Source organism: Actinoallomurus acanthiterrae, from assembly GCF_054775715.1.
The window spans coordinates 3,345,777-3,361,112 of sequence record NZ_BAAHCO010000001.1; the positions used below are offsets into that span (position 1 = coordinate 3,345,777).

Below are 15,336 nucleotides of genomic sequence, written 5' to 3' on the forward strand. Positions count from 1 at the left end.
AGGGGGGACGACGGAGAACGTTCACGAACCGACCACGACCCGGTCACCGGGAGCGAGTTGATCGGTGCGCACCTCGATGAAGCCACCCGCGGTGGTCCCGGGCGTTACCGCGATGCGCCTTTGCCGCCCGGTCGGGCTCAGCTTGATGACCTGGGTGGAGCCGTCCGCCGCGCCGAAAATCGCCGCTTGGGGGACCACGAGCACCGAATCCGGTGTACTCGCCGTGTCGATGGTCACCCGGACGTCTTCGCCCGCGAACCGCTCGTTCAGCGGCCGCACCGGCTTGACCGAGACGGAGTATCCACTCTGGTCCGTCTGGTCCTGCCCCACGCCACCGCCCTGGCTACCGTGGTCGCCGGCGTTCGGTTTGCCGTCACCGCTCTCGGCGTCCGCCGAACCCGGATCGCGCCCAATGGCCTGCAGACGGCCGGAGACGGCCGTTCCGCTGCCGTCATCGATTATGGTCGCGCGCTGCCCGCGACGAAGCAGCCTGCGATCGGCGTCCTGCACGCTCGCGCGCGCGAGGAGTTCTCCCGAGCCTAGCCGGATGATGGTTCCCTTGGCCTCGGCTCCGATCTGAGTGTTCAGCTGCAGGACACGGGCCGGGAACTCGGGGACGAAGACGACTTCGCCCGCCGGCAGGCTGACAGAGTGATGGCGTGCGGGGGAGCCGGTGGTTCTGTTCCGCTTCTTCGTCGCGGGAGGCTTCAAAGCTGTACGGGCGTCACCGCCGTCGCTGATGGCAGCGTAACCACGGTCGGCGTACAACCGTTCGAGGGCGGCCTGGCTGGACGGTCCGAAGAGGCCATCAGGGTCCGCTATCGGATATCCGAGCTCCCGTAGCGCCTTTTGTAGTTGCTTGACGTCCGGTCCTCTTCCCTGTGGAGGAATGTCCCGGTACGCCGGGAGTATGCCGTGCAGCGCGATCAGCGGACGGCCTGAGACCTCACCGAGAACGGAGCCAGGTCTGACCCGCTGTCCGACCTTGACCGAAAGGCCGGTCGTGATCGCCTTCGTCGTTCCCTGAGGCGCCGTCGCCACCACATCGATTCCCTGACCTGCGGCCACGGTCCCGTGGAGGACGACCGTCTGGGTCAATACCCGGCGTTCGACGACCGCCGACAGCACGGTCGGCTTCGGCGACCGCGCTTCGGCCGCCAACTGCTGCGGTGACTTGATGAGGAGGGACGATCCCATGCCCGCCGCTGAGAGCAGTGCGGCGCCGGAGACGACACCCAGCAGGTATCGATGCCGGGTGCGTGCGGATCTGTGGATCCTAGACCCGGATGGTGAGGCGATGATGCGTCCATCGGCCGGCGAGGGCGGGCCCGCGTCGCGAGAGTCAGTGCTCGATTCCATGGGCTCGGAACTAGTGCGCGACCGCCGCGCTTCGAGCGGCCGCCAACTCTGTATGAGCGATCCTCCGGGCTTCGAGAAGTTTGCCCTCGTTCGCTCTGATGAATCGATTTTCGTACGCAGTGAGCAGGGCGATCCACCAGCCCTGGTAGTTCGTGGTCTGGCGGCATGTGGCGTCCGCTCTCGCAACCGCGATCTCGTTCTGTGTGACGGGACCCCGTGACTGCCCCGAGGGGTCGGTCAGCCCCCATGGCTTGGCGTTCATCGCGTCGAACGGAGTTCTGTAGGAGAACCCCGCGCGTCTCATGCAGGAACTCCATCGTCCGGAGACGGCCAGATGGCGGCGGTCGATCTGCGCCTTGGCGATTGACTCCTGCACGCCGCTTCGCGGATCAACGGGGAGTTTGAACTGATCGGACCTGGTCTGGTTGATGATCGACTGGCAGCCCTCGAGCCAGGCTTTTCGGGCGCCGAGTCGGCCGCCGAACACCGGTCGGACGACATCTGTCTCCGGGTGGGGGGCTTCAGGAGGAAGATGATAGCCGTAACGTAGGGCCGTCGGTGTATCCAGGAATTTGAGGTAACCGTAAGAGTCGTCGTCACTGACTTCTGCGATCGGTATGCTCTTAAGAGGGACGGTGAACCCTTTTCTCCGGATGCAGTTCCAATCAGAGATGCGGTTGCCCACGGATATCTCAATGCGTTCGTCTCGTGACAGATCATAGCTGTCCAGGGGGCCGTGAAAGTCTGCTCGATTGAGTATCGTGGGTATGTTCTTCACGGTCGGCGGCTCTGCTCGTGCTGCAGTGTGCCCGCAGCCCCACGTCGAAGCGAGCAAGGGTATCAGGAGTAGCTTTGCCCCGGTTGTTCGGTATGTCGGCTTCATCGTGGGCTCCTAGCGGCGTCCGTCGGCCGTCATCCGAATGGCCGGCAGACGCCTGCGTTCACATCAAGGGGACAGAATCAGAACCAGTCCCCTTGTGCGTCCGCCTTCTCGTCGGGGATGTTCTCGCTATCGATCACGACGTTATTGCTGCTTGCCCCACTGGCGTCTGTCCGGGCCCAGAGGTCGTCGTAGGTGCTGGCATTTTGGATCCAGTAGAAGTTATGGCCGCCCGAGGTGCCCTGGTTCCAGTCCACCCATCTTTGGGCAGTGCTCGTATTGCAGTCCCATATCTCGACGGTTCCGTGAACGCTTCCCGTGTCCTTCTTGGTCTCGTCTAGGCACCGGCCCGAGTAGACGCTCTTGAGATTGTGTACGGAACCGCTGGAGCCGGACCCGTTCAGGTACTCCCACTGCTCGGTCTGATCGCCGTCTTGCCAGACGTACTCGACGAGCTTGTCGCCGTTCGCGCCCTTACTATTGAGGGCCAGGTAGCCATAGTGGCTGGTCTCGTAGTTACCGCCTGCTCCGGCATAGTTCTCGTAGTCGACCGATGCGGAAGCGATACCGGACCCCGTGGTCACGAGCAGGCATGAGGCGGTGACGATAACGCCGATCCTGGCGTACGCCGGCAGGTGCTTGCGAGGCATCTCGGTTACCCTTCCGATTCGGCTTGGTCGCGCATATTGGCGATGTCATGGTCGAGGAGAGATGAGTAAGACCGCTGCGGGGAGTCGCCGCCCCGGTGATAGCCACCGAGGACGCCGACGACCTTTCCTTGCTGCTTCGCCGGATCGTACTGCCAGAGCCATGGACTTCCACTGGTGCCACCAATGTATCCATCGCAGTCGAAGGCCAATTGGTATTTGAAGCGATGGATGGCCGTGGTATCACACTGGATGGCGCGGTCATTTTCGGGCGTCTTGGAAGTCGGGTATCCGACGACGTGGATGTTTTCCGGGAGTGCCGTATTGGGGGTCAGCCGGTTCGATCCCGTTACATCCGCGACGTTCTTTCCGCTGCCCTTGTCCTTGGTCAAGATCACGAAGCCGAAATCGAGATCGGGATCCGCGCCGTTCTTCCACCCCTTGTGCACGAGAAGTGCCTTCGCGGTCCAGATTCCATACGGAGAGCTTCCGGCATCGTACTGAGGGACGAAGGCGATCTTGTCGCGGTAGTACCCCGTCTTGGTCTTGTAGCTGTAGCTGTAGATGCAGTGCGCTGCCGTAAGGACCAAGTTATGTTTGGTGCTGTACACGACGCTCGCACTGCAGTAGTGGTCCTTCCCGTCTTTCGTACGGCTGAAGAGTCGGCCGACGCTCGGGATTCCGGTGAACGCGGCCCCTTGAGGGATGCTCTTCTTGGCGCGGAGCAGTGCATGTTTCTGTGGCCGGCGCTGATCCTCTGGGGTGGCCGCCTTCATCCGGGCGGGAGTCCAGTAGTTCTTCGCGTCGTCCGAGTCGCTGCTGGAAACGGTCTGCGCGATCGCCGTGTTGGGTGAATGGCCGTGCACGGTCAATGCGATGGCGCCGCCCAACGCGACGCATGCGGCAGCCGAAGCGGTGAGAATGGTGGTTGCTCTTTTATTCATGATCGATTGGGAGTATTTCCTGGATGGTCGGTGTATTGACCTGCCGACGGGTTGGGTCGGCAGTTGCTCGGGAGAATCTCTAGGGGTTAAAAATCATCGATACGGAGGCCGATCTGGGCTTTGACGCCGGCGACTCCCAGATTGCTCGCGGTGAAGGTCTGGGATCCGGTCGTGGTGATGCCGTTGACGGAGCCGGGGATCACGGTGAAGAGCCCGTCGTCGCTACCGCTCACGGTGCGGCCGTAGGCACCGACGAGGAGATCGGCGTATCCGTCGCCGTTGATGTCGGACAGCGCGTTCTGATTGCCGAAGTAGTCGTTCGCCGTCGCCTTCTGGTTCAGGCCCGGAGTGTTCATCGTGAGTGATTGAGAGCCGATTCCACTGATGCCCTCGGTCCCGCCGTAGAGAACGTCGACCTGGCCGGCGGCGGCCACTCCATCGACGGTCTGGTGGCTGATCCCGACGGCGAGGTCGGCGTATCCATCCCCATTGACATCCGCCGCCGCGAGGCCGGACCCGAAGCCCGAACCACTCGTCGGCGTCCCGGGTACTCCGTCACTGCCGGGCTTGAGGACGACCGCCGCGCCCACCGAGGGGCCGGTCGGCGATCCCCGGTAGACGGTCACCTGGCCGCCGGGGGTCGAGGTCGTGTAGTCGGAGATCGCGATGTCGGTGTAGCCGTCGCCGTTGAAATCCCCGCCCGTGATGCTGCCGCCCGGGGGGAGCGTGTCACCGATGGGGGAGCCCAGGGCGGGCGATACGGTGCCGTCCGTCTGGGTGATCGCCTGACCGGGCATGACGACGGTCTCGCCGAGTCCGGCGGTGTTGTGGAACGTGTAGAGCAGGTCGCTCTTGTGATCACCGGTGACGTCGCCCGCCGCGAGCTGGATTCCTGCGGTGACTCGGGTGGCCGCGCCTACGTCGCCGGCCTTCCCCGGGGCGAGGTGCGGTGGACGATAGTGGGTGACCTTGAGCGGTGGATAGGCGGCGGGGCGGCTGCGCCGAGGGAGGCTCGCCGGATCAGCGGCCCCGGACTTACCGACGTCGGTTTGGCTGAACAGATCGTAGGCACCGTCCCAGGAGGCCGCCACGACCTGGTCGCCGTGGCCCTGTCCGTCGAAGTCACCTGCGGTGAGAGACCAGCCGTAGTTCTGCAGGGAGCCCGCCGAGCTTCCGCCACCTTCGAAGTAGGTCTTCGGCTTACCTGTCGTGGCCGTGGTCGAGGTGACCAGGCCCTTGGAGGAGCCGTAGATCACGACCACGGCACCGCACTTGTCGCCGTAGGTGCTGTTGCCGTAGTCCGGCACGCCGATCACCAGGTCGGCGTAGCCGTCGGCGTTCACATCGGACGAGACCAGCGAGTAGCCGAAGTGGTCGTACGCCGTCGGCTTGCCGTTGCTGCCCATGACGGATTCGTTGATGACCTGTTTTCCGGTGGTGCCGAGTCCGGATTTCGAGCTGTACAGAACCGTGACGAAACCGGCGCTCGTCAGAGAACTCACCGTCCCATAGGGACTACCGAGTGCCACGTCCGGATAGCCGTCGCCGTTGAAGTCATAAGGCTTGGCGGCGATGGGTGCCGAAGCCTTCAGGCGGTGAGCCGTATCCCGCGAGATGCCCTTACCGGCGATTTTCGGGCGCGATACTCCGGGGCGGGCAGCGGCGGATATTCCGGTTGTGGCGTCCGCGGACGGCAGTCGAATGGCACCGACGGCAGTGCATGTCGCAAGTGCGACGACGCAGGCGCGCCGAAAGTCGAGCAACGAGAACCTCCGCAGGTGAGAACCGTGGAACGTGCCGCATGTCGTGTGATGCAAGGACCCGTGGGCGGGAGTCGGAGGCCTCGCGAGTGCTCAGACGATGCCTGCCGTTTTTATCGCATTGGGCCGACATTAGGCGACTTGAAGCGTAAGTGAGACAGATCACATGGACCACTCCAGGTCCGCGATCTACGGTCAAGGGCGTTTTGCACTAACCGCCGGTCAACCTCTGTGTTGGGATGCCCTGTGCAGCGTCTTTACTCGTTCTTTGCAAACTTTACGGTTGCTTTCCGATTGAGCATGGCCTCCCCCATGAGGCGATTTGGTGCGGCCATAACCGCTGTGGCGCTGCTCGGCGGGTTAGTGCCGATACTGCTGGTGACGGCTCAGTCGGATTCGAATCATTTGCCGGTTGGACCGCGGCAACATTGGGTCAGCGCGGCGGGCCGCTCACACCGATCGACTTCCTCGGCGACCCGGGCACTGGAGCGAGTGTCCGGGCCGACGGCACGGCGAGCGCCGAATCCACCGTGGCCGCGTGGAGTCCTGCCGGCGCCGCGGCGGATTCCACCGGTTCGGGTCCACGCGGCCGTGCGGAGTTCGGCCGCGAAACCGCAGGTGCGGACGCTGGGCGAGGGTCGTACCGGCGTAGCAGGCTTCGATCCGAAGTCCAGCAGAGAGGTGGTCCAGGACCGGGGCGCGAATCGGCGAACGTACGTGAACGCCGACGGCACGCTGACCACGCGTTTCTACCGTGACCGGATCAACTACCGGCTCCCCGATGGCTCCTGGCGGCCCTTGGACACGACTCTCGTTCCGGCTGTTTCGGCCCAGCCACAACCGGCCGCTGGCGCCTCGAGTTCGCCACGGACGGCTACTGCGGGCGGATACGGCGCCTGGGTTGAGAAGTCGGCGCAGGCTCAGATCGGCTTCTCCTCCTACGCGGATGACGCCTCGTTCGTACACCTGGCCGTTTCCGGACAGGAGTCCGTCGCGTTCGGTCTCCAGGGAGCCGCCCATGTCGAGGGAGAGGCGCGGGGCAGCCAGATCACCTATCCGGGGGTGGCCAAGGACACCGACGCCCGGTTCGAGGCCGGCGATGGTCAGGTCAAGGAACGACTCGTCCTTCGCTCGGCGGACGCGCCGACCGACTGGACCTTCCCCCTGTCCCTCACTGGCCTGCGGGCCGTCGCGGACGGCGGCCGGATCCGATTCGTCGACTCGTCCGGCCAGGTGAAGGCCGTCATCCCGGCCGGCTTCATGACCGACTCCAAGGCCGACCCGCGATCGGGGGAGGGCAGCCTCTCCACCGGGGTCACGTATCAGCTGATCACGGTGGCAGGCCGGCAGGCGCTTCGTGTCCAGTTGGACCGGCGATGGCTGACCGATCCGGCTCGCGTCTTCCCCGTCACCGTCGACCCGACCGTCGTCACCAAGTACGACGATCGGGACACCTACGTGGAGACCGGGGAGTCCGGCGACCACTCCGGCGAGAACGAGATCAAGATCGGTTCGTACGACGGCGGCGACCACGTCGCGAAGTCGTTCATCGGCTTCGGCCCGGTCGCGACCGACCTGAAGAACGACTACATCCTCGGCGCCCAGGTGGGCCTGTACAACGACTGGTCCGACTCATGCAAGGCGGCACCGGTCTACGTCTACCCGATCACCGAATCGTGGTCGGTGTCGACCACCACCGACTATCCGGGACCGAAGACGGGCCCGGCCCTCGGCCGCAAGAGCTTCGCGCACGGCTACCGGCCGGAAGGCGCCTACTCATGGAACTGTGCTCCGGGGTGGGACGACATCAACCTCGGGGTCGCCGGCAAGAACCTCATCAACGGGTGGACCCACGGCACGATCGACGACAACGGCTTGGCGATCGGCGGCCCGTCGACTTCGGGGTGGAAACGCTTCCTCAGCAATCAAGGACCCGACAAGGGCGACCCTTACCTGGCGATCACGTACACCAAGTACGGGGCCGCGTACAAACTCGCCTCCACCGTGATGAACCCCCAGGTCGACGCGTCCCACGACGGTGCGATCAAGGTGAAGGTCACCAACATGGGGACCGATACCTGGACTCCCACGAACGGCTTCAAGCTCGGATACCGCGCCTACGATTCCAACCACAAGCTGGTCGCGGACGATCCGGCGCCGACGGCGATGCCATCCAACGTCGGGCCCGGAGACTCGGTGACGATCAACGCGCCCGTCAAGAAACTCGGCATCGGCAAGTACGTCATCGAGTGGGACATGTACTCCGGGTCGACCTCCTTCTCCTCCCAGGGCGTCCCGCCTCTGCAGATGGGTCTCACCGTCCCGGACATGGCGCCGTCGATCACGGGGATCTACCCGCCCTCGGGCTATGTCGCGCCGACGACGACGCCGCAACTCCAGCTCACCAACTACGACCCGGACTCGACGAAGTTCACCTACGGATTCCAGATCTGCGCCGGAACCCCGGACAAGCCGACCGGCTGCACGCAATCCAACAAGATCCCGGCTCGCTACTGGACGGTGCCGAGGGCGGCTCTCGCCTGGAACACCGCTTATTTCTGGAAGGGCTCCGTCAGCGACGGAACGAACACGACCACCGTCGGACCCGTCTACCTGACGACGTCCGTACCGCAGCCGGTCGTCACCCAGCACCTCGCGTCCCACGGCTCCGCCACCGCCGGAGACACCACCACGACCGGCACCACTGCGGGCGGCGATGACTGGACGGACCCGCAGGTCGGCAACTACACGACCCACGCCGTCGACGCGGTCGTCAGGACGGCCGGACCGCCGCTCGAGGTGCGCCGCACGTACAACAGCCTCGACCCACGAACGGGACTGGCCTTCGGAGCCGGCTGGGCCACGTCCTTCGACACCCGTCTCGTACCGGACGGAGACGGCTCCGGCAACGTGGTCGTGACCATGCCCGACGGGCGAGAGGTGCGCTTCGGCAGGAACGCCAACGGCAGTTTTTCACCGCCCTTCGGGAAGTTCGCCACGCTGACCGCGAACGGCGACGGTACCTGGACGATGCTCGACAAGGCCGGGGCGCGTTACGACTTCGCCGCGGACGGAACCCTTTCCACGCTCACGGACGCGACCGGCCTGAAACAGACCTTCACGTACGACGGATCCGGCCATCTGGCCACGGTGCAGAACGCGACCTCCGCGCGGACCCTGCATTTCACCTGGCAGGGCGGCCACGTGAACAGCGTCACGACGGACCCGCCCAGTTCCGGCGGGCCCGTCCTGACGTGGACGTACGGCTATGACGGCGACCACCTGTCCAAGGTCTGCCCACCGGGCGGGACCGCCTGCACCCAGTACGCCTACGACACCGGGTCGCACTACCGGTCGGCCGTCATCGACTCCGCGCCGAACTCCTACTACCGGCTCGGCGACACGACGGGAACCACCGCCACCAGCGAGGTCGACGTCAACCAGGGAACCGACAACGGGACGTACGACAACGTCACGCTCGGCCAGGCCGGCGCCCTCGCCGGGACCGACGACAGGGCCGCGCAGTTCACCGGTGGCACGTCGTACGCCGCACTCGCCGACAACCTGATCCAGCAGAACACCTACATCTCGCTCGAGTTGTGGTTCAACACCAGCAAGCCCGGGGTCCTGTTCAGCTACCAGGACCGGAAGATGACCGACAACCCGGGCGGCAACTTCACACCCGCCCTCTACGTCGGTACCGATGGGCTGCTCCGCGGCGAGTTCTGGAACGGAGCGGCCAAGCCGATCACCTCGACCGCGAAGGTCAACGACGGCACCTGGCATCACGTCGTCCTGAACGGCGCCAGCAACAGCCAGACCCTGTTCCTGGACGGGCAGCAGGTCGGAACCCTGGCAGGCCAGATCAACCAGCTCGGCATGGTCCACGACATCGTAGGCGGCGGCTTCGCCAACACCGGGTGGCCCGCCATTCCGTACGGCACGCCGACCGGGAGCGTGAGCTGCCTGAACGGCCTCGTCGACGAAGTGGCCGTCTACCCGCGGCCCCTCGGCGTCCCCGCGATCAAGACCCACTACCAGCTGGGCAGGCAGGCCGTATCCGAGCTCACCCATGCCGCGCTGCCCAGCGGCGCGACGACGGCGACGGTCGGCTACGACGTCGGCGACGATCGGGTCGACACCTTCACCGACCACAACGGCGGTGAATGGCACTACGCGACCCCGACGGTGTTCGGAACCACCGTCAACGCCACCCGCTCGGTGACCGTCACCGGCCCCTCGGACCAGTCGATCGTCTACAGCTACGACGCGATCAACGGTGGCCGCGTCACCGGCGTCCAGCACGCCGGCGAACCTCCGATGACCTATTCCTACGACGCCGGTGGCTTCCTCACGAAGATCACGGATGAGAACGGCCACTACCGGCAGATGGGCAACGACGCCCGCGGCAACCCGCTCGTCGTCCAGACCTGCTACGCGGCCTTCAACTGCCAGGCCGACTACTACACCTATTACCTGAACGCCGACAATCCCCTCGACCCCCGGAACGACAAGGTCACGTCCTTCCGGGACGGGCGATCCAGCTCCTCCACCGACAACACCTACCTGACGAGCTACTCGTACACGCCGGCGGGACAACTGTCGACGGTGGACCTCCCGCCGACACCCGGCTTCCCGAACGGCCGGACGATCCAGACCGGCTACACCACCGGCACCGAACCCTCCTTCGACGGCGGGACCACCCCGGCCGGTCTGCTCGCGTCCCAGACGACGCCCGGCGGTCACACCACCGGCTACGCCTACCTGGCCAACGGCGACCTCGCCCAGGTCACCACGCCGACCGGCGAGAAGATCAGGTACGGCTACGACGGCATCGGCAGAACGACGTCGACCACCGAGATCAGCGACAGCCACCCCAACGGCCTCACCACGAGCTACGCGTTCAACGGGTTGTCGGAACCCACCACGATCACTCATCCGGGCATCAAGAACCCGATCACCGAGAAGACCCACACTCGCCAGGAGGCCTTCGGCTATGACGACGACGGTGACGTCACCTCCTACACCGAGGCCGACCTCACCGGTGGCGACCAGCCCCGTACGACCGCCATCGACTACGACGACCACGACCGGCCGAACAAGATCACCGATCCGACCGGCGCCGTCACCACCTACGACCGTGACGCCGCCGGCGACATCACCGGCAGGACCGACGCCGGCGACCACGAGTACGCCTACACCTACAACAACCGAAACCAGCTCACGCAGACGACGCTGCGCGACTACTCCGGCGATCAGACGACGCCCGGTGCGAAAGACACCGTTCTGGACTCCTACTCGTACGACCCGGCGGGCCGGGAGGCAACCCACACCGACGCTCTCGGCCGTACCGACACCTACACCTACTACGACGACGACCGCGCCGCCTCGATCAGCCGTGCGCTGTCGACGGGCGGCAGCGTCGTCACGGCCCAGTACACGTACGACAAGGCCGGCAACCTCTCCCAGAACGCGACCAATGGCGGAACGCAGGTCACCAACTACACGTACGACGCCGCGAACCATCTGACGGGCCAGGTCTTCGACCCCACCGGCCTCGATCAGCAGACGACCGCGAAATATGACGCCGACGACAACGTCTCCTCGGCCACGGTCAGCGGCGCGAGCCCGGATGAGACCACCGACTACACCTACGACGCGGCGGGCCACGTCACCGGCAAGAGCGTCGATACCGGTACCGAGGTCGACACCACCACATGGGCTCTCGACCAGACCGGCCTGCCGATCTCGATGACCGATCCGCGCGGCAACGTCGCCGGCGCCGACGCGACCGCCTACACCACCGACTATGTGTACGACGAGGACGGTCGGCCGGCCTGGACCGCGCAACCGGCGGTCACGGTGGAGCACAACGGATCCGCCGCCTCGTCCACCCGGCCGGTCACCTACCAGGGCTACGACACGTACGGCGACCAGACCGACGGGAAGGACGCCGAAGGCAACGTCACGACGTCGACCTATGACCAGGACGGCAGACCGCTGACGCGTACCGCCCCGTCGTACACGCCTCCCGGCGGGCAGCCGATCTCCGCGACGACCGTCTACAAGTACGACGACCTGGGCGAGCTGATCTCGACCACCGACCCGGCAGGGAACACCACCGGCTACGACTACGACGAGCTCGGAAACCTCGTCCAGCGCACCGACCCGAAGGTCACCGGCCACGACAAGGCCGGCGTCTGGGTCTACGACTACGACCTCGATCACGAACTCCACGCGACGACCGACCCGACCGGCGCTACGACCGAAGCCACGTACGACGACCTCGGACGCCAGATAACGGAGACGGCGGACGTCCGGAACCCGGCGGGGACCACGGCGGCCTACACCACCGGAATCGGCTACACGCTGTCCGGGGACGTGACGACCGAGAAGATCACGAGCGCCGCGAGTGTCGTCACCACCCTCACTCTCGACGCCGCCGGTGACCAGGCGAAGTCCGTTGATGCCTACGGCAACACGACCGTCGACGGCCACGACCAGAACGGCAACCTGGTCAAGCACATACAACCCGCCGGAACGGTCACGCTCTACGGCTACGACGGTGCGGGCCGCCTGATCACCGTCACCGACAACGACAAGAACGGCGTCAAGCTCCGCAGCTCCAGCCTGGGCTACGACCCCGCCGGTGACCCGACCACCTGGACCGACGCTCGAAAGAACACCAGTACCTTCGCCTATGACGCGGCACAACGTCTCATCAAGCAGGTCGAGCCCGTAACCGCGAGCAAGTCGATCACGACGACGTACGGCTACGACGGCAACGGGAACCGGACCCGCTTCACGGACGGACGCGGCAACGCGACGTGGTACACCTACAACAGCTGGAATCTGCCCGAGTCGACCCTCGAGCCGGCCACGCAGGCCACCCCCGACGCCGCCGACCGCACCTACACGACCGGGTACGACCGAGACGCACGTCCTGCCACCGTGGCCCAGCCGGGTGGGGTCACCCAGACCGCCACCTACGACGAGCTCGGCGATTTGACGAGGGAGACCGGCTCTGGGGCCGAAGCAGCCACCCCGGACCGCCGCTTCGGCTACGACCTAGCCGGACGCCGTACGTCGGTCGGCGACGACACCTTCACCTACGACGACCGCGGCCTCCTCACCGGTACGTCCGGCAAGTCGGGCAACGCGACGTTCGGCTACGACGCCGACGGACGGATGAGCAGCCGAACCGACGCCTCCGGCTCCGCCGGCTACACGTACGACGACGCGGGGCGCATCGCAACCGACACCGACCCGACCACCGGGAAGGTCCTCACGTACGGCTACGACCCCGACTCGAACCCCAACTCCCTGACCTACGGCACCGGCGGTGCCACCCGGACGGCGGGTCACGACCCCCTCGACCGGATCTCCACCGACACGCTCAAAGGCCCCGACGGCTCCGTCATCGCCTCCGCGACGTACGGCTACGACGATGACGATCACCTGACGTCCAAGACCACCACCGGATACGCCGGCGCGGCGGCCACCACGTACACCTACGACCAGGCAGGCCGCCTCAACTCCGCCACGAGCGGCGGAACCACGACCGCCTACGGGTACGACGACTCGGGCAACCTCGTCACCAATGGCGCGACCGGTCTCAGCTTCGACGCCCGAAACCGTCTGACCTCCGACGGCGCCAACACCTATAACTACGCCCCCCGAGGTACGCGGACGGCCCGGACCGGCAACGGCACCACGACGACCAGCGCCTACGACGCGTTCGACCAGCTGACCACCAACGGGTCCGCGACCTACGGATATGACGCCCTCGGCCGTCTGATCGACCGGAACGGTGTCTCGATCAGCTACTCCGGCGCCGGAAACGACGTCGCCGCCGACGGCACGGCCACCTACAGCCGAACGGCGTCCGGGACACCGACCGGGATCGCCGAAGCGGGCAAGAAACTCGCCGCTGTCAACGACCGGCACAGCGACCTCGTCGCCGCATTCGACCCGGCCGCCCCGACCACTCTCACCGACTCCACCGCCTACGACCCATTCGGCAAACCGACCAGCACCACGGGCGCCGACCACCTGAACCTGGGCTACCAGGACGGCTGGACCGACCCGGCCACCGGCACCGTCAACATGGCTGCCCGCTGGTACGACCCCGCAGCCGGTGCCTTCACAAGCCGCGACGACTACACCCTCGACCCGATCCCCGACTCCATCAACTCCGACCGCTACACGTATGCCAACGGCGACCCTCTCGACGCGACCGACCCGACCGGCCATTGGTGCGTCGTCGTATGCAACCCTTACCGCATCCTTTCCTTTCTGGGGACGGCGGCCAAATGGGAAGGCAGAGCCAACTGGATCACTGCCGGGCTCATCGGGCTCTACGAGATCTGGCGCCCCACTCGGCTCGCGAATGACGACTGCGGAGGCCGGTGCTATTACCCGGGCCAGGGCGGCGGAGGCTATGACAACTGGTCACCCGGGGGCCTGTATGAAAGGTGTGCCGGTAGTTGCGGCTACACCGGCCATGGATATCCCTACGGTTACGGCTATGGCCGCGGATACGGCTATCGGCGAATCTACCGCCCCATGCCCCCGCCCCCGCCGCCGCAGAACCCCTGTGCCGTCGGCAGCCATCTCTGTAAGCCTCCCACCCATCCTGCCGTCCACGGGATCGAAGCCGTACACATCACGCATGGAAGCCTGTCCGCGTCCTCGCCACGCCTGACCGAGAATCCTCGCGCCACCACGACGGTCACAGAGAATCAAGCGACCCTGACGAACGGCGCAACCGACTCCGGGATGCCTTCCGCCGATCCGCTGCCCGACTCGTCCTCGATCGGCGGCAACGGCGGGCCACCGACCCCACCGGTCCTGACGGCCGCATCGGACCCCGGGGGAAGATGCGAGGGCGGACTCCTCGCAGCCCCTCCATTCGGCGACGACGAAGACCACCGCCCGCACAGCTTTATCGGATCCACCCGCGTGCTGATGGCTGACGGCACTGCGAAGCCGATCAGCAAGGTCAAACCGGGTGACAAGGTCAAGAACAGCAAACCCGGCCTGCGCGATAAGCCCCAGGTGCACACGGTCGACGACGTCATCGTCACACACACCGATCATGCCTTCGTCGATCTGACCGTCGCCGCCCACGACGCCCACGGCCGGCCGCCGGGTCGGCAAAGTCACCACCACCGATCACCATCCCTTCTACGACACCACCCGCGCCGCCTTTGTCGAAGCCGCTCACCTCAAACCCGGCGACCACCTCCGAACATTCGCCCACCGCACGGCCGAAGTCCTCGCCGTCCACCGTTACCGCGCCACCCACACCACCTACGACCTCACCATCGACGGTCTGCACGCCTACTATGTAGAAGCAGGCACCACACCGGTCCTAGTACACAACGAAGACCTGAGTTGCCCCGCCCGGGCCCTCGCCGATATTGCGCGCATGGGGGGCACATCGGGTGTTACCGGATCGGTTCTTCGAACTCAGTCAGGACTTCTATACTGGGATACAAGCATGGCTCGGGACGCTCAAGATCTGCCTTTGACGCTCCGTAGGGTGGTGAATCAAACCGGCCATCACGCGGGATGCTCCGAAATTGGCTGCATTGCTCAAGCGGTTAATGTCGGAGACCGGGTTGCCGGTGGCCAGAGTCAAGCCATCTTGCTCAGATCGATGAGCAATCCGAACAATCGACTCCTCATCCCTCCCTGCAGTGCGTGCCAGGCGGTCCTGGCAAAACTAAAGATAGGCTGGTGAA

At 65.6% G+C, this 15,336-nt stretch carries 5 protein-coding genes and 3 pseudogenes; 2 read left to right on the top strand and 6 right to left on the bottom strand.

The features are described from left to right. Positions 1–21: 21 nt before the first annotated feature. The 6 genes and pseudogenes from ACYVF7_RS16295 to ACYVF7_RS16320 form a co-directional block, all read right to left on the bottom strand. Positions 22–768, bottom strand: a complete 747-nt coding sequence (locus ACYVF7_RS16295; protein ID WP_460357946.1) for an HlyD family efflux transporter periplasmic adaptor subunit — start codon at positions 766–768, stop codon at positions 22–24. A 12-nt stretch (positions 769–780) separates the two neighbouring features. Then, positions 781–1,359 (bottom strand): annotated as a pseudogene (locus ACYVF7_RS16300) (peptidoglycan-binding domain-containing protein); the annotation flags it as partial. A 10-nt stretch (positions 1,360–1,369) separates the two neighbouring features. Then, complete coding sequence (locus tag ACYVF7_RS16305; protein ID WP_460340614.1) at positions 1,370–2,242, bottom strand: hypothetical protein; 873 nt, start codon at positions 2,240–2,242, stop codon at positions 1,370–1,372. Between the two features lie 77 nt (positions 2,243–2,319). Next, positions 2,320–2,889, bottom strand: coding sequence for a hypothetical protein (locus ACYVF7_RS16310; RefSeq protein ID WP_460340617.1), 570 nt, complete (start codon positions 2,887–2,889; stop codon positions 2,320–2,322). Positions 2,890–2,894: 5 nt separating this feature from the next. Beyond that, positions 2,895–3,830, bottom strand: a complete 936-nt coding sequence (locus ACYVF7_RS16315; RefSeq protein WP_460340620.1) for a trypsin-like serine peptidase — start codon at positions 3,828–3,830, stop codon at positions 2,895–2,897. A gap of 86 nt (positions 3,831–3,916) precedes the next feature. Beyond that, a complete protein-coding gene (locus tag ACYVF7_RS16320; RefSeq protein WP_460340623.1) occupies positions 3,917–5,647 on the bottom strand; it encodes an FG-GAP-like repeat-containing protein in 1,731 nt (576 codons plus the stop codon). A gap of 2,271 nt (positions 5,648–7,918) precedes the next feature. Here ACYVF7_RS16320 and ACYVF7_RS16325 point away from each other — a divergent pair. Both ACYVF7_RS16325 and ACYVF7_RS16330 read left to right on the top strand, forming a co-directional pair. Further along, positions 7,919–13,831, top strand: a pseudogene (locus ACYVF7_RS16325) (LamG-like jellyroll fold domain-containing protein); the annotation flags it as partial. Between the two features lie 979 nt (positions 13,832–14,810). After that, positions 14,811–15,335, top strand: a pseudogene (locus tag ACYVF7_RS16330) (hypothetical protein); the annotation flags it as partial. Position 15,336: the final 1 nt, after the last annotated feature.

Excerpts from the sequence above, each read along its gene's own strand:
- ACYVF7_RS16305 (WP_460340614.1), bottom strand. The coding sequence starts at position 2,242 with ATGAAGCCGACATACCGAACAACCGGGGCAAAGCTACTCCTGATACCC.
- ACYVF7_RS16310 (WP_460340617.1), bottom strand. The coding sequence starts at position 2,889 with ATGCCTCGCAAGCACCTGCCGGCGTACGCCAGGATCGGCGTTATCGTC.
- ACYVF7_RS16315 (WP_460340620.1), bottom strand. The coding sequence starts at position 3,830 with ATGAATAAAAGAGCAACCACCATTCTCACCGCTTCGGCTGCCGCATGC.